The organism is Leptospira bandrabouensis (assembly GCF_004770905.1).
Classification (GTDB): Bacteria; Spirochaetota; Leptospiria; order Leptospirales; family Leptospiraceae; genus Leptospira_A; species Leptospira_A bandrabouensis.
Map to the genome: position 1 here is coordinate 183,870 of NZ_RQHT01000014.1, position 20,052 is coordinate 203,921.

Consider the following 20,052-nt stretch of genomic DNA (forward strand, 5'->3'; position numbering starts at 1 on the left):
ATGAAGTTAGGTGATCAATACAAAACCCAGTCCAAAAAGGAAACTTCTTCCTATCCTACAAATGTTTGGTTTCGTTCCCTTTCGAAATCAAATTTATTGGTGATTGGATTTTGTTTCCTATTTCCAAGCCTACTTTTAGCACAAAAAACAACCACCAATCTGAAAGAAGAAGCACAAATCCAAACTTTCTTAAAGGTTACGGAAAACATTCGTTGTATTTGTTTACCAAGTCTTCCCATTCAATCGTGTTCATTTAACATGTGTGCGGCGTCGAGTTACATAAAAACATTTATCGAAAACCGAATCAAAGACGGGATGAAAGAAGAAGAAATCATATCGAAAATGGAAAATGGATTCGGAACTTCTGTTTTACAAGATCCAATCGTAGTTATGTTTCAAGAAAACGGAAACCAAGGAATGGTCGATTCGATTGTCTACGGGTTTGGACCTAAAATTTTGGCTAAACCGGATGATACCTGGATAAATTTCACTCTCCTGGCACTCGGAATTTTGGGATTGTTTGGAATTTACAAATTCGGAACAAGAAAAAAGAAAGAGTCTATCTCAACTAACACTAAACAATCTCTTGATGACTTAAAATCGACTACAGAACAAATTAAAAACAAAATCCGCAAATTCGAAGAAGAATCCTAAAGCGAATTTGAAACAAAAAAAGGAAACCAATTAGAGAGAATTCCATTTCTCTCTAATTAAAATTAATTCCTTCACTAATGTTTGAATATCACTTAAGCCTAGTTTTGCATTTAAACTAATGCGTAACCTCGGAGTCGACACTGTGGGAGGACGGATGGCTCGAACATCCAAACCTCTCTCTTGCAAACTGTTCGCAAAAAATAAAGCCTCTTTCTCTGTTGTCAGTAAAACTGGGATTATATGCGAAGTAGAATTGGTTAAAACAAATCCATTTTCTTCCAAAGAATTCTTTAGTTCTTTTGCCAATGTCAATAAAGTTTCTCTCTCTTTATCCATAGAACTAAGTAAAGAAAGAGCAAAAGAAGCAAGTTCTGAAACCATTGGGAGAGGTGCTGTGGAAAATATAAAGGGCCGCATTACATTCACTAAGTGATCCCTACCTATTTTTTTAGTAACAATGATCCCACCTTCAAGTCCTAAAGATTTTCCCAAAGTGTAAACTCTGTAATCAATGGACTGGATTTCAGAAAGAGTTAAATCACGAAAGACTAGTCCCTTCCCACTTGGGCCATAAATTCCCAAAGTATGGGCTTCGTCTAAAACCAAAACAAATCCAAATTCTTTTTTTAAACTCAGTAAGGTTTTTAAATCAGGTGAATCTCCATCCATACTAAATAAAGTTTCCGTCACAACGATACGTTTATGTTTGCGATTTGGATCTTCCAAATCAGCTTTTTCTAATAAAGTACGTAAGTGGTTTAAATCCAAATGATTATAGTATTTTTTTTTAGCTCCCGAAATGCGAATCCCATCTAAAATGGATGCGTGATTCAATCGATCGGTGAACACGAAACAGTCGGGAGCCGCAATGGAATCCAAAAGTCCGAAATTTGCAGTAAATCCGGTAGAAACCAAAAGTGCGGCCTCCCCTTCTACAAAATGGACAAACTCCGATTCGAACCGGTCCATGGAACTTGTATTCCCCCTTACCAACCGCGATGCCGTCGACCCAAAAGGATATAAATTTTTTCTCGATTGGAAAAACTCCAACATACGAGGATTAGATGTTAATCCCATATAGTCATTGGAACAAAAGTCAATTCCCTGATAGACCTTAGTCTCCCGAAACAATTGTTTTTCACGTATGGAATCCAGTTTTTTTTGGACTTCTTCCCAATGATTTGCCATTGGCTACCAGTTTTCTTTTTCCTTTATTTTTTCCGATTTAATTTTTTACATAATTTGTTAGAATGATCCCATAGATGAGCACCCTTTCACCCGATGTCATCCAGAGAATTCGTTCTGCTAAGAATATCCTATTTCTCACAGGAGCAGGAATTTCTAGCGAAAGTGGAATTCCCACCTTTCGGGGAGAGGGCGGGTATTGGAAAACATTTAAAGCGGAGGAACTAGCGACACCGGAAGCATTTGAAAATCATCCTGATGTAGTTTGGGAATGGTATGACTGGCGGCGTGGAATCTGTTTGGATGCAAAACCGAATGAAGGACACCTAACGATTGCAAAATGGCAATCTCTATCGCCTTCGATCAACTTAATCACACAAAATGTAGATGGACTTCACTCCAGAGCAGGTAGCAAAAACCTATTAGAAATCCACGGTAATATCTTTCGTGCAAGATGTACAAGTTGTAGGGAAAAGTTTTCCTTAGGGGAAGACGGAATCAACCAACCAGGTTTAAAGTTTTGTCCCGTATGTGAATCCCTTTTACGACCCGATATCGTTTGGTTTGGCGAAGGTTATGACAACAAACTCCTAACCAAAGCTTGGGAACTAAGTAAAGTCGCCCATATTGTTTTTGTGATTGGAACTAGTGCCAATGTATCTGTACCTGCAAATTTAGCATTGACTGCGATCCGTAATGGGGCTTTGGGAATTGAAATCAATCCTGAAACCACTACTCTTACACCATCCATGCAAGTTCATTTTGGCGGTAAATCGGGAGAGGTCCTTCCAGAAATTTTTAAAGAAGTGTTTCCCGATACAAAACGAAACTAAAATTTTGTTTATGTTTGAAGGCAGCAAAATACAATATCAATCAACCATTTATACATTTGCCATTTAGAAATAACAAATAAGAGAACTTTATGTTAACCATCTTTCTTCTAGTACTTTCCAATATCTTTATGACCTTTGCTTGGTATGGACATTTAAAATTTGCCAAATCAAACAATATGTTTTATATCATTTTGTTTTCTTGGGGTATTGCTTTTTTCGAATATGTATTAATGGTTCCAGCCAACCGCATTGGATTCACAGTTTATAAATTTGAAGGTTTTCAACTCAAGATCATCCAAGAAGTGGTTACCATTTTTGTATTTATAGTCTTTGCTACAGTTTTTCTTGGCGAAAAAATCAAATGGAATTATATCGTAAGTTTTGGACTGATTCTTCTTGCTGGTTACTTTGCGTTTGGTTTTGGATCAAAATCAAACGGACACTAAAAAGGATACTAGTTCTTCTGCAATTTTTTCTTTAGGAAGTGGGCCAATTTCTTTTTCTAGCCCACTAACACCAAAAATACGAACACTAGAATCCACTTCGCCAAAACCTTTTCCAGAACCCACATAGTTTCCAACGATATAGGAAAGTCCTTTTCGAACGAGTTTGTCTTTGGCATGGCGTTCCAATTCTCTAGTTTCGGCAGCAAACCCAACTCGAAGGGAATTCTGAATTTTATGTTCTTTGACAAATTCTGTTACTTGTTGTAATACATCAGGATTTTCTTCTAATTCAAGAAGAAGTCCTTTGGTTCCTTCAGAAGTTTTTTCTTTTTTGATTTTATGTTCTGCTGTCATAATCGGACGAAAGTCCGCAGGGGCCGCTGCCATGATAAGCAAACTATCGTTAGTGATTTCTGATAAAACGGCATCTCTTAATTGGATTGTGGTTTCAACTTCAATGTTTCGAACCGCTCCCTGAACATGGGAATATCGCTCTAGTGTATTTCCGTGGATATAAACTACCTCCACTGGGTATTTCAAAAAGGAAGTGGCAATTTCGTAACCCATCTTTCCCGAAGAAGCATTGGAAATATAACGCACAGGATCAATCCATTCCCGTGTGGGTCCGGAGGTAACAATGACTCGTTTGAATTTTAGATTCATGAATTAGCAGTATGAAGTTTTATGATTTGTTCCATGATGGATTCAACCGTAGCTAGTTTTCCGTATCCCTCATCCCCACAAACCACAATCCCTTTGTCAGGAGAAACAATGTTTACTCCATCTGATTCCAATGTTTTTAAATTTCTTTGGACAGCAGGGTGTAAATACATTCCAGGATTCATAGAAGGGGCGACTAACACAGGAGAGGTGCATGCCAAATAAGTAGATGTTACCAAATCATCAGCAATTCCGTTAGCCATTTTGCCTATGATATTTGCAGAAGCTGGAACCACGGCAAAAACAGAAGCAAGATTTTTGATTTCAATATGAGCCATACCCGTATCAAATTCATCCACTCTCACTGGTTTTCCCGTGAGGGCTTCGAAGGTAATTTTTCCCACAAATTTGGTGGCATTGGAAGTCATAATCACACGAACTGGATAACCTTGTTTGGTAAGACCTCTTACCAAATCACAAGCCTTGTAAGAAGCAATGGATCCAGATACAGCGATTATAATTTCCTTCATTTATCTGTCCTCGTAAGAGAGTTCCCTTTCCATTTCTGAGTCGGTATCTTCTTCTAGTTTGGGGGTGAATTGGATAGAGATGATTTTATTCCCCTCCATTTTTTTAACCTTCAAACTTCCTTTTTTGATTTGAACGACACTGCCTTCTTTTGGCATATCTTCGTTCTTTTCCATAAAATAACCAGCAATGGTTCTTACTTCTTCCATATCAGAAGGTTCTTCCCCTTCCAAAATATCAGATAAACTTGAAAGTTCTGTTTCACCATCTAAAGTGATAGTTTTGGTTTTCTTATTTTTAGAGGTTACATCCACTTCATCGGTATCTGTTTCATCTCGAATTTCACCAAAAAACTCTTCTATAATATCTTCTAACGTAAGTAAGCCGGAAACACCTCCGTATTCATCAATCACAATGGCCATGTGTTGTTTTTTCTCACGAAGTTTTGTCATCACACGTTCTATGGACATAGATTCTGGGACTTTCACAAAATCCTTTTCCATAATCACAGTGATTTTTTCTTTTTTACCTTTCGCGGAAAGGTGTGCCGCTTGCCATTTTAAAAATTTTTGGACATGGACAATTCCCACGATCCGATCCAAAGTCTGATCATACACAGGGTATCTCGAAAAACTATGTTCGGCAATCAGTGGAAGCATTTTATCTATCGTAGACTCTTGCGAAATCCCAATGATAGAAAGTCGATGTGTCATTACATCTTTTGCTGTATGTTCTGAAAAATCAAAAGTCTTTTGGATGAGTTGCATTTCTGCATTATCAATCCGACCTTGTTTCCTTTGTTCCTCAATGATGATCATAAGTTCTTCTGCCGAGTGAACATACTTATCACCAGTCCTTTGCAGACGAAACAGAGTAAGAACGCCACCCGCCAACCGATTCATCACAAAAGTGACTGGAAAAAACAAATAATAAAACAACCACATGGGGCCCGAAACACCAAGAGCAATCGACTCTGTGTTTTGGATGGCAAGAGTTTTCGGGACTAGTTCTCCCAAAATCACATGTAGTAATGTAATGAGTGTGAATGAAACTCCTATCGAAATGCTATGGATGGTCACAAGATCCAGTTCAATTTGAAACATGTGAAGGAATCCAGAGACAACACTGGCAAACAAAGCTTCGCCAATCCATCCAAGAAGTAGGCTTGCGACAGTGATACCCACTTGGCAAACCGACAACATATCATCGATTTTTGAGACGGCTTTTTTTGTCAAAAGAGCCATTGCCCGGTTTTCTTTGACAAGCTCTTCGAGGCGAGAAGGCCGAATCGAGACCATAGCAAACTCGGAAGCTACGAAGAAACCATTCACAAAGACAAGGAGGAAGATAAGAAAGATGCCGATTATTTCCATAGAAACTCGAACACCGCTAAAGTATTATGATCAGGGTCCATTGGTATGAGGAATAGAATTAAGTATTTTGGACCGATCTCCCAGTGTCGCCTATAATTTTGGCAGATTTTTACCGGAAATGATGAAGTTCTAGGGATTTCCATCCAAGGATTTAACGATGATTATGTCACTTTTATTGTGGAGTGGCGTAGATCCAAACCCCTTCTTCGCGATAACGGGAAGGATCGGCAAGGCTGGAAACTGTATTTGCATCCAAAACAGGGAGAGTCGGCAGGTATCCGATTTTTTTTGTCCCCGAACGAAACCAAAAATGCAGCCATTGGTAATGCCAAGTGTAATCGGAAAAGGATTTCGCAACCACACGTTCGGTGTAAACGACCATCCTTGGTACAGTTCGATAATCAATCCGACGGAATAATTTTAGAAAAGGTATTTCTTCAAAAGAACCAGTTTCAGACTTACAAGACCAAGTAAGATTGGCCACAGAGTTCAGAGAACCCGTGTTTGTCGGGAAATCCCAAAGGTGTAATCTTTCTTTTTCCTTTAAAATACGGGAACCTTCGAAATATGCGGTATCCACTAAATTCATACCTTTCCCTTCCAATGAACGCATATTTTGAGGACATTTCCAAGAAAACACGTTTAAAGGTTTTTGCGGATCCGAACCTGGTTGGAGCGAAAAGAAAAATACAAATCCTGTATCCTTCATTTCTTTTTTGAGCGTTCGCATGAGAGAAGCACCAGATTCGTTTAAATAAATCTGTACCGTTTCATTTTCTTTGTTAGAACTTACAAGCTCCCTTACGGAATCAATGACCTCCGATGTGTCTGGCCTTTGGGAACGAATGACTTTCCAAGTCAGTTGGTTTCGTTTGGATTCTTTTGGATTAAAAGTGAAAAGATAAAACTCCTCTTTGTAAGGTAATAAAAGAACTGAGGGATGTTTGGCAGATTCTAAATTGCGAACAGACTCTTCTTCATTTTTCCTTTGGATTTGGCTCTCCGTTTCGCGACTATCCGCATAAGTAGAATCAAAAAACTTGGATTCTCTTGTTGTAGAAAAACCAGAGAGATATTGAAATTGTTTATCAACAAACTGAATTTGAAATAGAGAATGGGGACTTCCCTTTAAACTACGGGACCACTTTACTGAATTGTATTTGTAAATAGAATCCAAAAGTCCCCATACATCGTTATCATCTCGTAAGTGACTAAGTGCATATTCGAAAAACAAATCGGTAGAAAAAGCTAAGGGCCTATAATTACGAATATAATACAAATCTTCATAAAGATTGTTTTGCAGATAATCAGAAACTCCATCACGGATATTTCCATTCACTGGGCCTTTTTTGCCGGAAGCAGTATGAGCAAATACAAATCCAAAATTACGAAGAAACTCGGCCGCATAAAATGCATTTTCTTCATCCAAAATTCCCCTACTCTTTGTGAGTTCAATTGTAGACTTACGAAATTCCTTTCTATATATTTGGTTGTATCCTTGCAAAATGGTGGCGGCATACTCCAACCTTCTCCATTTTTTTTCCTGAGCCATATAAATGATTTCATCGGTCATTCGAGAGGATAACTCAGGATTTTGGTCCATTAACATTTGGGAAATCCTAAGTTTTGGCCAAATATCTGCCTCTGTTAGTTTCTCAGGATCTTTGATTTTTTGTAATGCTTTAAGAGCGACTTCAGCCCCACTAACTTTGTATAAGGTTACTGAAATTAAATCTTTAACTCCACTGATCGACATTGGTTCGTTTAAATAGGGATGATGGATATCAGCTGACCAGTTCGTTAAATCTAACTTTAAATAATAATCTAAAGATTTTTTATAATCTTTTTGTATATAGGCAAGTGCACCTAACTTCACATAAATCCTATTGAGAATTGATGCCTTTTTACCTTTTGCCAATCTCAGAAAATTGAGTAGAGACTCTTCGGCTCCCGAATAATCTCCAGAGAGAATTTGGAAAAAAGCCATTCGTTCGTTTGAATTTTCACTGATAAACCCGTCAGTGATTTTTTCCAAATCCATAATCATTTTTTGTAAATGAATTCCTTCTTTCACAAATCCGAGAAATGTTAGTTTGGCGGGAAGATCCTCATCGATTCGGTCAAGAAGTGGAATCCATTCTAAATTTGGATCTTCAAAAAAAGGAGAACTAACCCGCATAATATTCACAAAATGTTTATGCATATCCTTCTCTTTACCGGAAGGAAGATCAATGTAGTATTGTAATCGAAAAACTCGACATAACGAATAATATGGTTTGGTCTTTTGACAATCCATACGAACCATAGATTTTTTTTCATCTTCTCCTGTCTGAAAAAGATTGGTCCGCATATTTTTGGCTAGATTACGGTAGTAAGTATTGGGTTCTTTTTGAACGTAAGTATCAAGGATTTTAATTGCTTGAACTTCTTCCCCTTGTGATTGTTTCCATAAAGAAGTGAGTAATGAATCGGCAAATGCATACTCACCTTTTTTGGTACGCAAATCATAGAGAATATTAGCTATCCCCACTTTATCTTTTTTGCGAAGGTAATACTCCCCTAACATCAGATAATAATCGATTTCCTGGATTTGATTCATCCCTTCAGGTGCTTTGAATCGAAAATCATCTTTGGAATTTAAAATTTCTTTTCCTTGGATGAGGAGTTTGGAGGAATTTCCCGAAACCACCCAACCATGATTTCTTTGGGTTTGGCTCATCAAGTTTCCAACGGGAATGGTGGAAATACACAGAAGAAAAATAGAAAGTGACAGGCGATTCATCATCGTATCCATTATTCTTTAGGACCAATCGTTTTGGTCAAGTGACATAACAATTCATGGCAGAAAGTTTCAACTACCAATCCATTGTGGAGAGTTTTGACGAATTCCTAATCTACCTGGATCCATTTTTAGAAATTCAATTTTCCCGCACCTCACCCAATCTTTATCTGCCACCGGATTCCATTTCTGTCGGAAAACATATCAACGACCTCCACATCTCTCCAAGGGATGCAATGATCCTTGTAAATTTATGCCAAGAAACTTTGGGCAAAAGAACGCCTTTTCAGTTTACAACAAGTTTACTGGGAAATCCATTTCGCGTTTCCGGGCGTTACTTAGAATTCAAAAATAAACCTGGAGTCATCCTCCGCGGAGAACCTAACTTTAACATTGAAAATGTAATTTTAGACAGTGGACCTTATGTCATCTTTCGTTATAAGTATGATACGGAGTTTGTAACAACTTATGTTTCTCCCAACGTTTCTTTAAACTTCGGTTACCAAACCGGTGACTTTAAAAAAGGGATGTTAAAACCGGATGATCTCATTCACCCGGACGATAAAGAAAGAGCTAAGGAAGAAGAAAAAGAACATTTAAAAAACAAAGCCAACACTTACCAAAGGGAATTTCAATTTCGAAAACAAGACGGAAAATACATTTATGTTTCTGTTTATAGTGTTGTAAGTTATTTCAACTCCATTCCTACGGAAAAAATTTCTTACCTGATCGATATTACTGAAAGAAAAGATAAGGAATTGGAAGTCATCAAACAAAGAGATGAACTTGCTAGTATCAAACTTTTATTCGAAGAAACGAATGCAGCGGCCAATGTCGGTGCCTGGGATGTTGACTTAATCAACAACACTCTATTTTGGGCCAAAGAAACCAAAAGAATTCATGAGGTACCCGATGATTATATCCCAGACCTAAAAACTGCTTTTGATTTTTATCCTCTAGAAGAACACAAACAAATGTTAATAGATGCTTTCAATAAAGCAGTTACTGAAGGCACATCCTACGATTTAGTTTTACAAATCAAAACCAAATTAGGGAAAATTAAATGGGCGAGAGCTATCGGACACTCTACCTTTAAAGATGGAAAATGTGTTCGCATATTTGGTAGTTTTCAAGATATCACAAAAAACGTAAACTTAGACAAACAAAGAGAAGATGCACTTTCAAAACTAGAAACCATTTTGGATGCAACTACTCATGTTACCATTATAGGTTCTGACACGAATGGAATCATTACTCATTTTAACAAAGGTGCCGAATACCATTTAAGATATGGTGCCGAAGAGATTATTGGCAAAACGACACCTGCGATTTTTCATAAAAAGGAAGAAATCGAAGCCCGTTCCGCTGCATTGACAAGTGAATTTGGAATTCCCATTTCAGGATTTGATACTTTTATCCACAAAGCAAAGTTAGGTGAGTATGATTCTCGAGAATGGACTTATGTTCGTAAAGATAAAACTGAGTTTCCTGTCCAACTTGTTGTCACTTCTACCAAAAACAATAATGGAGAAATCACTGGTTATCTGGGAATAGGAATTGATATTTCCGCTCATAAGGCTACAGAAGAAGCATTACGTGCCAGTGAAAGCCGTTGGCAATTTGCCTTGGAAGGTTCAGGAGATGGAATCTGGGATTGGAATGCCATCACAAACAAAGTTTTCTTTTCCAACCAATGGAAAAATATGTTAGGTTATTCGGAAGATGAAATTGGCTCCGATATATCGGAATGGGAATCCAGAGTTCACCCAGAAGATAAAGGAAATTATTTTGCCGACTTAGACAAACATTTTAATGGAGAAACTGCGGTTTACGTAAATGAACATCGAATGTTATGTAAAGACGGATCCTATAAATGGATTTTGGATCGTGGTAAAGTCATTGAGTGGACAGAAGATGGCAAACCCCTCCGCATGATTGGAACCCACACAGATATCACCGAACGGAAGTTATTGGAAAAAGCACTTATTGTGGCCCGGGAAAATGCAGAAAAAGCCTCACAAGCAAAATCAGACTTTCTTGCCAATATGAGTCACGAGATCCGCACTCCTCTCAATGGAGTGATAGGATTTTCAGACCTTCTTATGCGAACAGAACTTAACCAAGTACAAAAAAAATACATGGAAACTGTCTATCTTTCTGCTAGTTCCCTGCTCGACCTAATCAATGACATATTAGATTTTTCCAAAATTGAATCTGGAAAAATGGAACTTTACAAAGAACGTGTGAATATTTATGACCTTCTCCATCAAATTGCAGAGATCGTAAAACACAAAGCTTACGAAAAAGGACTCGAACTTATTCTCAATATTTCACCCAAAGTTCCAAGAAATATATTTGTCGATTCACTTAGGTTAAGACAGATTCTTTTGAATTTGATAGGAAATGCATTAAAGTTCACCCTAAAAGGGGAAATCCAAATTAAAATTTCTGCAGAACCAAAGGACGATAACGAATACGAATTTCTATTTGAAGTGATTGATACTGGAATTGGGATTAGCCCAGAAAATAGAGAAAAAATATTTGAAGTATTTTCTCAAGCTGACACTTCCACCACACGCCAATTTGGCGGGACAGGCCTCGGCCTATCCATCTCCAGCAAATTGCTAAACTTATTTGATTCTAAGATGGAACTGGAATCGGAACGTGATAAAGGTTCTCGTTTCTTTTTCAAAATCACAACTCTTGCCGACAACGAAAGAAACACCGAACCAGAGTTAAAACAAATTAAAAAAGTAATGGTTTTAGATGATAATGAAACCAACTTACTGGTTGTCCGAGAGATGTTAAATTACAAAGGAATCCAAGTGGACGGATTTCGAACTGCAAAAGAAGCCTTAAATGCAATTTCAGCTGGTTCCTTATACGACGTTGTGATCTCAGACTTTAACATGCCAGAAATGAATGGATTAGATTTCCTAGAAAACCTTTTAAAAACTGTCAAAAAAAACAATTTAAGAAAACCATTTTTATCCCTTCATACATCCTCCAATGATGAAAGTATTTACAAACGTGGAAAGGAACTTGGGATTCAATCGATTCTTTTGAAACCCATTCAAACCAATATTTTGTATGAGAGTTTAGACAAACTCGTTTCGGGAAAAAACCAAGAGGTTTTAACAGCCAATTATGAACCTGTTTCCCCCATCCTAACCAATGAAAAAATTAAGATCATGATTGTAGAAGACAATCCCGTAAACATGATGTTGACAAAAGCTATTGTTCAAAAATCTTTACCCGGCACCATCATCATCGAAGCTGAGAACGGAGCGTTAGCAGTAGAAAACTTCATTCAAACAGAACCACAATTGGTATTGATGGATGTACAGATGCCAGAAATGAACGGTTATGATGCGACCAAAGAAATTAGAAAATTAGCTAATGGGAAAATGGTTCCCATCATTGCACTGACCGCAGGGACTTTATCAGGAGAGGAAGAACGTTGCCTCGAAAGTGGAATGAACGATTACATTTCCAAACCTGTTGTTTTAAAAACGATTGCCGAAAAGATAAAACAATGGCTCCGATTGGATTAGGTTGTTTAGTCTACTGATCAACTTCCACAATATACCACACAAAACTTAACCCAATTTTCATTGTTCTTATCGATTCTCGTTTTCGGGGTATCGAAAGGAATCAACCGTTAATGATCCATTTCCAAAAAAGAGGTCATTTATGGCAGAACAAACACAACATGCTTTGGGAGATTTAGCCGCCCGCCAACTGGCAAATACGGTAAAAACAAACGCACAGTACGGTTCCATCACCCCACGTTTTTTAGTTAGGTTACTCGACTGGAAACCTTTAGAAGCCGGAGTCCTTCGTGTCAACCGAGTAAAATCCAATACACAAGTGGATGTACTTTGTGGGCAAAAAGGAGAACAAGAACTTCCTGAAACATTTGTTAACTACGAAGAAAAACCACGTGAATACACTCTTAGTTTAATTTCGACTATCCTTGATGTACAAACCAGAGTTTCCGATTTGTACAGTTCTCCCCACGAACAAATCAATGAACAACTTCGTTTGGCGATTGAAAGTGTAAAAGAAAAACAAGAATTAGAACTTATTAATAATGAAGACTATGGATTATTAAAAAATGTTCCGGCTCACCAAAGAATCAGCACTCGCAAAGGACCTCCGACTCCTGATGATTTGGATGATTTAATTACTAAGGTTTGGAAAGAACCATCATTCTTTTTAGCACATCCACTTGCGATTGCTGCCTTTGGCCGTGAATGCACAAGAAGAGGAGTTCCACCGGCCACCGTCACATTGTTTGGTGCACAATTTCTCACATGGAGAGGACTACCACTCATTCCTACAGACAAACTTCTTGTGAATGGAGAAACAAATCCGAAGGTCGCATCCGGAACCTCCAGCATTTTACTTCTAAGAGTGGGTGAAAAAAAGCAAGGGGTTGTGGGTTTATACCAATCTAATTTACCTGGTGAACAAACTCCTGGACTTTCCGTTCGATTTATGGGGATCAACCGATCTGCCATTGGTTCTTATTTGATTTCTCTTTACTGCTCGGCAGCGATACTCACTGACGATGCCATTGCGGCCCTAGACAATGTCGATGTGGGAAATTATTATGAATACCAATGATCCGAGTTTTTTAAAACTAAAGCCGGACTCAATTGGGAATGTATCCTCTTTTCCATTTCCTGATGAAAAAACACTAGAAAAAATGGCGAAGGAAATGTTTGGAGTTTTACAATCGTTTGGTGGTAGTAACGTTCCCACAGCGGGTTTTTTATCAAATGACTTACCTTCGCAAAATTTACAAAAAGAGTCCTTACCTTATTTAGAAGATTTAAAATTAACAGACACAGGTTTTTCCTATTCTGATTTTCAGTCCTTTCCCACTTTCGACATACCACAGCCAGGTGGTGGTAATTTGGTGGGAGCCAGAAGAGATTTTCCTATCCTTACGGAAACTGTGAACGGAAAACCTTTGGTATGGCTTGATAATGCAGCGACAACACAAAAACCAACTTCGGTGATCGAAAGGTTATCTCAGTTTTATCTCCATGAAAATTCGAATATCCATCGTGCAGCCCATACTTTGGCAGCAAGATCTACGGATGCCTATGAAAAAGCAAGGTCACTGGTCCAAGGATTTATTAACGCAGGGAGTGTAGAGGAAATTGTTTTTGTGAGGGGAGCCACGGAAGGAATCAATCTCCTATCGAATATACTCTCCGACAAACAGATCCAAGCTGGTGACGAAATTTTAATCACCCACTTAGAACACCATGCCAATATTGTTCCTTGGCAAATGGTCTGTGCCAAAAAAGGTGCGAAGTTGAAAGTGGCACCCGTGGACGACTCTGGACAAATCATCCTAAGCGAATACGAACGTCTGTTAAACTCCAAAACAAAAATTGTTTCCATCACGCAAGTTTCCAATGCTTTGGGAACCGTGGTTCCTGTGGAGGAGATGACAAGGTCGGCTCATAAAGTAGGTGCTCTTGTGATTGTGGATGGAGCTCAGTCCGTATCTCATATGCCAGTGAATGTACAAGAAATCGATTGTGACTTCTTTGTGTTTAGTGGCCACAAACTCTTTGCACCCACCGGGATTGGTGTGGTTTACGGAAAAAAATCCATCCTCGACAGTTTACCTCCTTGGCAAGGTGGTGGGAATATGATTAAAGATGTCAACTTTGATCACACAACGTTCCAAGAGGCACCGTTTCGATTTGAAGCAGGAACAGGTAACATCGCTGATGCGGTAGGACTTGGAGCAGCGATTGAATATCTGAACCAATTTGGGATGAAACAAATTTCAGCCTTTGAACATGATCTATTGGAATACGGCACCAAAGAATTGTTAAAGGTTCCAGGTTTGCGTTTGATCGGGACTGCTAAGGAGAAAGCGGGAGTGTTGTCCTTTGTGGTAGGTGGATTCAAAACAGAAGAGATCGGAAAAAAACTCGCCGAAGAAGGAATTGCCGTACGTGCAGGCCACCACTGTGCCCAACCGATCTTAAGAAGGTTTGGATTGGAATCAACAGTCAGGCCATCACTTGCCTTTTACAATTCTTGTGAGGACATTGATGCACTCATCCGAGTGTTGTACGGGTTAGGAAGTCGGAATAGGATTGGCCTTTAGTTCAAATGGTGAAATCCAATCCTTGGATTTCATTTGCACTTCGGACTCTCACTTCTGATTTTTGATACACAACCGAATAAGGAGGGATACTTTGGGTGATCCAAGCATTCCCTCCGATGATCGACTGTTTTCCAATAACAGTTTCCCCACCGAGGATGGTGGCTCCTGCATAAATCACAACTCCTTCTTCAATGCTAGGATGGCGCTTTTGTTTCGCCAAAGACTTGTTTACCGAAAGTGCTCCAAGAGTCACTCCTTGGTAAATTTTTACATTGTCGGCAATACGTGTGGTTTCTCCGATCACGATTCCTGTTCCATGATCCATAAAAAATGCCCTACCAATTTCGGCACCAGGATGGATGTCAATCCCTGTTGCTTCATGTGCCACACGAGATAAAAGTTTTGGAAAAATAGGCAAATCAGACTTAAAAAAATAATTGGCCACTCTGTGGACAGCACCAGCATAAAACCCTGAATAGGCGAGGATCACTTCGTGGATACTTTCAGAAGCAGGATCTCCTAAAAAAGCAGCTTCCGCATCCTCCCACATCCGTTGATACAATCCAGGAAGTTTGGCAATGAAGTTATGTAAAATATCATCCAAAGGAATGATCCTTCCAAATTCCCTATCCGCATAAGAAGAGTAAGGTTCTAGTAAGTTTTTCCAACGGATACGAAAGAGTTCCAACTGGTCGATGATTTGGTCTTTAGAAGTAAAGTTACGTTCGGAATGGTATCCAGAAAAAAGAATCGAAAACAATTCTTCCAAAAACCGACTGGCCACTTGTTTGCCACCAACCACAGTTTCGGGGATGGATTGCCGACCGAGGATCGAAGTATAAAATTCATCTTGTCCATTCGATAACATATATGCTAGTAAGTTCTCGGTAGGAGAGAGGGAGAATGCGAAAAAATCTTAGGTCTTAAAATCCAAGCCAAAGTCGATAAATCAGATGTACATTCATAACAAAATATTGAATACGATTGTCCGAATGGGCCTCATTCCATCTCATGGACATTGTGCTAGTCTCCGTATCCAAACTTTCCAAAACCATCGGCGAAAAAAAACTTTTTTCAAATCTCGACTTCTCAATCAGTGAAGGAGAAAAACTCGCCATTGTGGGGATCAATGGATCGGGTAAGTCCACCCTCCTTCGTGCACTTCTGGGAAAAGAAGAAACCGATTCTGGACAAATCATCAAAAACAATAACCTTAAAATTTCCATCCTCGATCAAAACCCCATTTTTGATCCTAAGGAAACCATCCTCGATCATATTTATAAAGGTGATAACAAATTAGTCAAAACCATCCGCAAATATGAAGATATCTGCGAACGAATGAGTGAAGGGGAAGAAGGACTTGATGATGAGTTTACCAATGCCTCACAAGAAATGGACAGGCTTTCTGCTTGGGATTATGAACAACAGATTAAATCCATATTAAAAGAGTTAGGTGTCGAAAAATTAGAAAGAAAAATGTCTGAGTTGTCTGGTGGGATGTTAAAGAAAGTAGAACTTGCTAAATCCCTCATTGATGAAAGTAATTTACTGATCTTAGATGAACCAACAAACCACTTAGATGTAAAATCTATTTTATGGTTAGAAGAATATCTGGCTGGGCTCGACAAAGCCATCTTACTCATCACACACGACCGATATTTTTTGGATCGGATTGTAACTAAAATTTTGGAACTGGATCGTGGCAGTCATTTTCTCTATGAAGGAAACTATTCTATTTATTTAGAACGAAAAGTCGAAAGAGAAGAAACCCTTCAAAAACAAGAAGATAAAATCAAACAATTCCTCAAACAAGAAGTGAAGTGGTTGAAACGCCAACCCAAAGCACGTTCCACCAAACAAAAAGCAAGGATTGATCGTGCCAGTGATCTCCAAAACAGAGAAAAACGAGAAATACAAAAAGACTTAGAACTGAGTGTGGCCGCCAAACGCCAAGGAAAAACCATTTTAGAAATCCATAATCTAAAAAAGGGGATAGCCGACAAAGTACTCATCAATGATTTCACTTATACTTTTAAAGCCAAAGAACGACTGGGAATCATTGGACCAAACGGAATTGGAAAGTCTACACTTCTCAATCTTATGGCAGGCCGCCTTACACCTGATAGTGGATACATCAAACCAGGGATCAATACCAAGGTGGGATACTTTGACCAAACCAGTTCTGAACTTCCACTGGAACGAAATGTACTGGATTATATTAAAGATGTAGCCGGTGAAATGATTGAAACCGAATCTGGTGAAAAAATTTCCGCCTCAAAGATGTTAGAACGATTTCTATTTGATGGGAAATTACAATACACTCCCATCGCCAAACTTTCGGGAGGCGAAAGAAGGAGGCTTTTCCTCGTTCAGATCCTGATGACGGGTCCAAACTTTCTCATCTTAGATGAACCAACTAACGATTTGGACATCCAAACACTTTCTGTTTTAGAATCTTTTTTAGATGAATTTCCAGGAACCGTTGTGATTGTTTCGCATGATCGTTATTTTTTAGACCGCACAGCAGAAAGCCTACTTATCTTTCGCAAAGAAGGAAAACTGGACCATTACATTGGAACATTTTCCTCCTTTTTAGAAAATGATACTTTAGAATTAGAAAACGAACCAAGTTCCCCAAAACTGACTGTAGTTCCGCAAGCCACACAGACAACGGAAAAACCACAAAAATCGAAGCAAGACCAAAAGAAACTTTCTAAGTTAGAATCAGAGATTGCCAAACTCGAATCATCAAAATTAGAATTAGAAAAGAAATTGAGTACATTCGCAAATGATCATACAGAACTTCAGAAAATATCTGAAGAAATCCAAAAGATAGAAACGGAAATTCTTTACAAAATGGAGGAATGGGAAATGCTTCAATCCGAATGAAGACAGTCCTATATACAAGAATTTTTATTTGGACACCCATCATCTTCATTGGGTACTTCATCTCAGCACAAATTGGTTTTAAAATAGCCTTCTTAAATAGCCAAGTTTCTCCTGTTTGGCCCCCAGAAGGTGTTGGCCTTGCTTCCCTTCTGTTACTTGGTCCTGTTGCATTGCCTGGAATTTATATAGGAGCAACCCTTGCTAATTTTTTTAACAACCCGCACATGCAAACAGCGTTTATTATAGGGATTGGAAACACCCTTAGCAGTTATATCAACTATCGAATCATCAAACGAGTCACAGAAAAAAGTGATCCCATTTATTCTACAAAGGATTTAATTTATTTCCTAAGCATCGGAACCTTTCCTGGATCTTTTGTAAGCACCATCTTAGGTGTCACAAGTTTATGGTACTGGGATTTTTTATCTTCTGAACTGTATTTCAATGTATTCTTTACATGGTTTTCGGGAGAAATGCTCGGTTTTCTCATCGTTGCACCTTTACTTTACGTTTGGTTTCATCCCAAAGCAAAATTAAAGTTAGAACTTCGCAAACAAATCGAACTTTTACTTTGGATCATTTTAGTCTATATATCTGGGTCGATTGCCTTTAGCGATGAATGGCCCTTACTCTTTTTACCCATTCCCTTTGTCATTGTCACAAGCATTCGTTTTCGTCAATTTGGAGCCACACTCTCCACAGTCGTCCTTGCGTTTACTGCTGTGACATTGACCATCGAAGGAAAAGGAGTATTTGCAAGAAGAGATGAAAGTGGTCTCTCCATTAACGATTCCCTAATTTTTTTAGATGCATTTTTGTTTTGTATCAGCGGGATTGCCTACTTCCTTGTCACCGCCACAAGGGAAAGGGAAAGAGCTCAACTTGCTTCCTTAAAGTCCTTACAGGTTTTAAATGAACTAAAAGAAAAGGCCAATGAAGAATTGGAACTAAAAGTTCTAGAAAGAACAGCTGTCATTGAAGAACAAAGAACAGAAATTGAAAAACAATTGGATATGGCAAAACGCATCCAAGAATCCCTTTTTCCTCAAAAGGAAATTACACCACAAGGTGTGGAAATCCTTTTTAAAAATATTCCCATGATGAAAGTGGGTGGGGATTTGTATGACATTGTTTGGAAACCCGAAAGACAAGAGTTAGGTGTTTTTATTTGTGATGTTTCTGGACACGGAATTCCTGCAGCCCTATTAAGTGCACTTGTCAAAACATCACTGGAAAAATGGAAACAAGATCCTGTTGGTCTAAAAGACAATTTAGAATCCATTCGCCACCAAATCATTCCCAACCTTCGGGAACATTTTGTCACAGCAAGCCTTCTCCACCTTCATACAGGTACGGGTTCTCTCACATTTGCCCGGGCAGGACATTTTCCACTTTTTATCATTCGTAAATCGGGTGCTCTTGTAAGTTTAAAACCAATGGGGAGGATCATCACCCCCATTTTCGAAATCCTTGCGGAAGAAGAGAGATTCCAATTAGAAACTGGAGATTTGATTATTATGCTCACTGACGGACTCACTGAAGCAAGAGAACCTGAATCATTACAGATGTTTGGTGAGGAGAGACTTCTTCACTTAATTCGCGATATACGAAGCCTTCCTCTTTTTGAAATCCAAGACCAAGTTTTCCAATCGGTCATCCAACTTTCTGGAGGAATTGCTGCCATTCAAGATGATTTGACTCTCGGACTCATACGTTACTCGGGGATTACCGAGGAGAAAGATAAGATTGAATCGTAGATTTATTCTTTGGTTTGTGGATGTTCATTCCTTCCGGTAAGGAGACAGGATTTTTCAGATACAGTCGCTACTAGGTAGACAGAAGACTGGCACAACTTACGAAAAGAAATACGAAAAACAAAAGAAACATTCTGGATAAAATAATCGCTCGGCAAAAAACCTTCCTTTTCTTCGGACAGAATGTACGGTATTTGTCAATTTAATCCGAAGAAATCGTATTCAAGTTTAAATTTCCCAAGTTCTATAATCTCCATTTCCCTGGGTTTCCCATATTATGGTATCTTCCTGCGGGAACATGGAAGGGATTGTGACCACCACCGTGAGACCTTGGGATTTGGAACTGGTTTCCACCGCCGTGGTAAGGATACGGAACACCATAGCCGCCTCTAGAACCTTGGTAGGGATAAGGGTATTGGTGGTAGTTGTGACCATTTTGGCTGGGGTGTCTCGTATAGTATGAGTCATGGACGAGGTCAGGAGAGATACAACCGCTTCCCAACATTGCCAAACTACCCAAAAACAAAACAGAAAGGATACACCTAACAAAACGTTTGTGGTGCGACTTCTCAATGGATTCAAAATTGATTCGGTTCATCATGAGTTCAGTATAGGGCGAAAACACTTGTTCCCCAATGGAGGGTTTCCGCATTTGCGGATATCACCTATGCCGATCGTTTGGACTGGTAAGTGAATTTCTGGCCAAGGGAAAAAAATATTATGTCACTAAGCGCCCTTGATGCGAAGGAGGCGTTAGCCGTCCGAAGGACCGAAGCGAACGCGAAGTCCGGAGACAGCAAGGAAAGGCGCCC

General features: G+C 38.9%; 15 protein-coding genes. 8 read left to right on the forward strand and 7 right to left on the reverse strand.

The annotated features are described in order from the left end of the window. Positions 1-654: a cytochrome c-type biogenesis protein CcmH gene (locus tag EHR07_RS08030; protein ID WP_135744609.1), complete on the forward strand. Its 654-nt coding sequence runs from the start codon at positions 1-3 to the stop codon at positions 652-654. Between the two features lie 30 nt (positions 655-684). On the opposite strand, the gene EHR07_RS08035 is transcribed toward EHR07_RS08030, so the two are convergent. Then, a complete protein-coding gene (locus EHR07_RS08035; protein WP_135744610.1) occupies positions 685-1,842 on the reverse strand; it encodes an aminotransferase class I/II-fold pyridoxal phosphate-dependent enzyme in 1,158 nt (385 codons plus the stop codon). A 74-nt stretch (positions 1,843-1,916) separates the two neighbouring features. Here EHR07_RS08035 and EHR07_RS08040 point away from each other — a divergent pair, with 74 nt between their 5' ends. Continuing rightward, on the forward strand, positions 1,917-2,672 hold the full coding sequence (locus EHR07_RS08040; RefSeq protein WP_135744611.1) for an SIR2 family NAD-dependent protein deacylase: 756 nt from the start codon (positions 1,917-1,919) through the stop codon (positions 2,670-2,672). An 89-nt stretch (positions 2,673-2,761) separates the two neighbouring features. Continuing rightward, on the forward strand, positions 2,762-3,118 hold the full coding sequence (locus tag EHR07_RS08045; protein ID WP_100728481.1) for a DMT family protein: 357 nt from the start codon (positions 2,762-2,764) through the stop codon (positions 3,116-3,118). Here the strand turns inward: EHR07_RS08045 and EHR07_RS08050 are convergent. From EHR07_RS08050 to EHR07_RS08065, 4 genes are all read right to left on the reverse strand, one after another. After that, on the reverse strand, positions 3,104-3,781 hold the full coding sequence (locus EHR07_RS08050; RefSeq protein ID WP_135744612.1) for a phosphopantothenoylcysteine decarboxylase domain-containing protein: 678 nt from the start codon (positions 3,779-3,781) through the stop codon (positions 3,104-3,106). The genes EHR07_RS08045 and EHR07_RS08050 overlap by 15 nt on opposite strands. After that, the gene (locus tag EHR07_RS08055) at positions 3,778-4,308 is read right to left on the reverse strand and encodes a phosphopantothenoylcysteine decarboxylase (protein ID WP_135744613.1); all 531 of its coding nucleotides are present in this window, start codon (positions 4,306-4,308) and stop codon (positions 3,778-3,780) included. Before EHR07_RS08055 ends, EHR07_RS08050 begins: the two co-directional genes overlap by 4 nt. Further along, complete coding sequence (locus tag EHR07_RS08060; protein ID WP_100728484.1) at positions 4,309-5,679, reverse strand: hemolysin family protein; 1,371 nt, start codon at positions 5,677-5,679, stop codon at positions 4,309-4,311. Positions 5,680-5,851: 172 nt separating this feature from the next. Further along, positions 5,852-8,461, reverse strand: a complete 2,610-nt coding sequence (locus EHR07_RS08065) for a hypothetical protein (protein ID WP_135746226.1) — start codon at positions 8,459-8,461, stop codon at positions 5,852-5,854. A gap of 56 nt (positions 8,462-8,517) precedes the next feature. Here EHR07_RS08065 and EHR07_RS08070 point away from each other — a divergent pair, with 56 nt between their 5' ends. From EHR07_RS08070 to EHR07_RS08080, 3 genes are all read left to right on the forward strand, one after another. Beyond that, on the forward strand, positions 8,518-12,012 hold the full coding sequence (locus EHR07_RS08070) for a PAS domain-containing protein (RefSeq protein WP_135744614.1): 3,495 nt from the start codon (positions 8,518-8,520) through the stop codon (positions 12,010-12,012). Between the two features lie 139 nt (positions 12,013-12,151). Continuing rightward, positions 12,152-13,087 carry a family 2A encapsulin nanocompartment shell protein gene (locus tag EHR07_RS08075; protein ID WP_135744615.1) on the forward strand — a complete coding sequence of 312 codons (936 nt, stop codon included), beginning with the start codon at positions 12,152-12,154 and terminating at the stop codon, positions 13,085-13,087. Further along, positions 13,074-14,597: a cysteine desulfurase gene (locus tag EHR07_RS08080; protein ID WP_135744616.1), complete on the forward strand. Its 1,524-nt coding sequence runs from the start codon at positions 13,074-13,076 to the stop codon at positions 14,595-14,597. The genes EHR07_RS08075 and EHR07_RS08080 overlap by 14 nt, the downstream gene beginning before the upstream one ends. A gap of 1 nt (position 14,598) precedes the next feature. Here the strand turns inward: EHR07_RS08080 and epsC are convergent, their stop codons facing one another. Then, positions 14,599-15,465 (reverse strand): serine O-acetyltransferase EpsC, encoded by an 867-nt coding sequence (gene epsC / locus EHR07_RS08085; RefSeq protein ID WP_135744617.1) that lies wholly within the window; start codon positions 15,463-15,465, stop codon positions 14,599-14,601. Between the two features lie 143 nt (positions 15,466-15,608). Between epsC and EHR07_RS08090 the strand changes: the two genes are divergently transcribed. Together EHR07_RS08090 and EHR07_RS08095 are read left to right on the forward strand one after the other, a co-directional pair. Further along, complete coding sequence (locus tag EHR07_RS08090; protein ID WP_135744618.1) at positions 15,609-17,486, forward strand: ABC-F family ATP-binding cassette domain-containing protein; 1,878 nt, start codon at positions 15,609-15,611, stop codon at positions 17,484-17,486. Then, positions 17,483-19,243: a PP2C family protein-serine/threonine phosphatase gene (locus EHR07_RS08095; protein WP_135744619.1), complete on the forward strand. Its 1,761-nt coding sequence runs from the start codon at positions 17,483-17,485 to the stop codon at positions 19,241-19,243. The genes EHR07_RS08090 and EHR07_RS08095 overlap by 4 nt, the downstream gene beginning before the upstream one ends. A gap of 241 nt (positions 19,244-19,484) precedes the next feature. On the opposite strand, the gene EHR07_RS08100 is transcribed toward EHR07_RS08095, so the two are convergent. After that, positions 19,485-19,892 carry a hypothetical protein gene (locus EHR07_RS08100; protein ID WP_135744620.1) on the reverse strand — a complete coding sequence of 136 codons (408 nt, stop codon included), beginning with the start codon at positions 19,890-19,892 and terminating at the stop codon, positions 19,485-19,487. Positions 19,893-20,052: the final 160 nt, after the last annotated feature.

Coding starts and splice junctions, on each gene's coding strand:
- EHR07_RS08030 (WP_135744609.1), top strand. CDS start 1: ATGAAGTTAGGTGATCAATACAAAACCCAGTCCAAAAAGGAAACTTCT.
- EHR07_RS08035 (WP_135744610.1), bottom strand. CDS start 1,842: ATGGCAAATCATTGGGAAGAAGTCCAAAAAAAACTGGATTCCATACGT.
- EHR07_RS08040 (WP_135744611.1), top strand. CDS start 1,917: ATGAGCACCCTTTCACCCGATGTCATCCAGAGAATTCGTTCTGCTAAG.
- EHR07_RS08045 (WP_100728481.1), top strand. CDS start 2,762: ATGTTAACCATCTTTCTTCTAGTACTTTCCAATATCTTTATGACCTTT.
- EHR07_RS08050 (WP_135744612.1), bottom strand. CDS start 3,781: ATGAATCTAAAATTCAAACGAGTCATTGTTACCTCCGGACCCACACGG.
- EHR07_RS08055 (WP_135744613.1), bottom strand. CDS start 4,308: ATGAAGGAAATTATAATCGCTGTATCTGGATCCATTGCTTCTTACAAG.
- EHR07_RS08060 (WP_100728484.1), bottom strand. CDS start 5,679: ATGGAAATAATCGGCATCTTTCTTATCTTCCTCCTTGTCTTTGTGAAT.
- EHR07_RS08065 (WP_135746226.1), bottom strand. CDS start 8,461: ATGAATCGCCTGTCACTTTCTATTTTTCTTCTGTGTATTTCCACCATT.
- EHR07_RS08070 (WP_135744614.1), top strand. CDS start 8,518: ATGGCAGAAAGTTTCAACTACCAATCCATTGTGGAGAGTTTTGACGAA.
- EHR07_RS08075 (WP_135744615.1), top strand. CDS start 12,152: ATGGCAGAACAAACACAACATGCTTTGGGAGATTTAGCCGCCCGCCAA.
- EHR07_RS08080 (WP_135744616.1), top strand. CDS start 13,074: ATGAATACCAATGATCCGAGTTTTTTAAAACTAAAGCCGGACTCAATT.
- epsC (WP_135744617.1), bottom strand. CDS start 15,465: ATGTTATCGAATGGACAAGATGAATTTTATACTTCGATCCTCGGTCGG.
- EHR07_RS08090 (WP_135744618.1), top strand. CDS start 15,609: ATGGACATTGTGCTAGTCTCCGTATCCAAACTTTCCAAAACCATCGGC.
- EHR07_RS08095 (WP_135744619.1), top strand. CDS start 17,483: ATGAAGACAGTCCTATATACAAGAATTTTTATTTGGACACCCATCATC.
- EHR07_RS08100 (WP_135744620.1), bottom strand. CDS start 19,892: ATGCGGAAACCCTCCATTGGGGAACAAGTGTTTTCGCCCTATACTGAA.